1 protein-coding gene and 1 pseudogene are annotated in these 1,597 nt (G+C 66.6%); one reads left to right on the top strand and one right to left on the bottom strand.

What is annotated here, in order from left to right; all coding sequences use genetic code 11:
• Positions 1–367: 367 nt before the first annotated feature.
• Positions 368–520 (top strand): annotated as a pseudogene (locus AC5P09_RS51750) (site-specific integrase); the annotation flags it as partial.
• Here AC5P09_RS51750 and AC5P09_RS51745 read toward each other — a convergent pair.
• Positions 514–1,597 (bottom strand): IS630 family transposase gene (locus AC5P09_RS51745; protein WP_493880599.1). Its coding sequence is split into 2 segments (ribosomal slippage), with 1,085 coding nucleotides annotated over them: positions 514–1,151 and positions 1,151–1,597; the frame shifts between segments, so codons are not numbered across the junction. This gene is flagged as partial in the annotation. The pseudogene AC5P09_RS51750 and the gene AC5P09_RS51745 sit on opposite strands and share 7 nt — an antisense overlap.

The raw sequence follows: 1,597 nt of genomic DNA, 5'->3' as shown, positions 1-1,597 counted from the left end.
GGCTGTCGAAGAGTGGCGCTGTCGCAGGCCGCTGAGCAGTTCGCATCACCAGCAGTGCGTAGTAGAGCAGTACCAGCAGTACGCAGTTCCCCGTTTGGCAAGCAGTTGATCATTGAGGGAAAGAACGGAGGAGCCGAGCGCCGTCAGGATCGCCCGGGCGGAAGTCTTGAGTCCGGGTACCGCAGGACATCGATAGTGAGGTGGTCTCCGGTCAAGCAACCGCGATCCCAGCATCCCCGACAGCATCTGGGTCGGGTCTGCGGAGACAGAAGGTCGGCGCAGTGCCGGGGCCGGCAGATGGTGTAGCTGTTCCTTCGGGGCCCTGGTGTCATACGGCACCAGGGCCCCTCCATGCGTTCCACAGCGAACGGGCTGGGACCCGCACGAGTGGCGGCATTCCGGGTTGGCTCGCCTTGGGGAGGCTGGGGCTAGCCCGCCGATGCTCATGGCGAAGTCCCGGCACAGGAAGCCGGAGAACGTGCGGAAGTACTTCCATCCCTCTCCGGAGGGGGCCTACTGACCTTTCCGTTCAGTTGTCGTGTTGAGCGAGAGGCCGGTTTCGGCGAGGCAACCCTCGATGAGGTCGGTGCGTTGTTGGATGCGGCGCAGGCCGCTGCGGACCGCTTGGACGAGGTGGTCGCGGTCGCGGAAGACGACGTTGGCAGTGGTGCTGCGCCGGAGCAACGACCAGATGCCCTCGACCGGATTGAGGTCGGGCGCATAGCTGGGCAACTGGACGATGGTGAGCCAGTCATGCTCCGCCGCGTACTCACGTAATCGACTGCAGCGATGAACATTCAGATTGTCCCAGATCACCACGACGGGACCGCCGAGTTGCAGGTGAGCCCGCACCAGAAGATCACGGTAGTCCTGCCAGGTGAAGCCACGGTGGGCACCTCGGTGATGGCCCTGGATGCGAGGACGGTAGATCAGACGGCTGCGTTCGCCGGCCTTGAAGCACACCAGTGCCGCCATCGAGATGCGGCCGCGGGAAGCGCCGTTGAACCGAACCACAGGCGTGCTCCCTCTGGGCGCCCAGGTGCGTGCCCGGTGCGACGTCATCGAGACAGCGGCCTCGTCCTCAAAGACCAGCCATGCCCCGAGCGCCGCCGCGGTGGCTTTGCCCGGGGCCAGGACTCCTTCACCCAGCCGGCCACCGCCGCCTCGTCCCGCTCGACCGCCCTCCGGGCAGGCTGCTGACATGACCAGCCGTGCCGCCGCAATAGCTCCCATACCCCGCGGATCGACAAGGACACGCCCAACTGGTCCGCGATCAGCATGCGTACCCGCGAGAGCGTCCACCGCTCATCCGCCCAGCCCTGAGCCATCGCGCCGTCCAGCAACAGTGGCTCGAGGACGGCGAAGTCACTGTCGCTGACCTTCGGCCGCTTGGCCGGCCCCGAAGGGCGCAGGGCCTGTCGCCCTCCCTCGCGCCAGGACCGGCGCCACCGTTCCACCGACCGGACGCTGACCCGCAGTTCTTTCGCGATCACCGTGTTCTTCTCACCCCGCGCAAAGCCATCGACGGCCAGCATGCGCACCCGCTCCCGCGCGGCCTGGCCTTGCGGAGTGAGACCACCGCCCTGCGCATATCTCA

Source organism: Streptomyces sp. a15, assembly GCF_059026085.1.
Note: the sequence above shows the minus strand (reverse complement) of the source record. Positions and strands in the feature narration are given on the sequence as shown.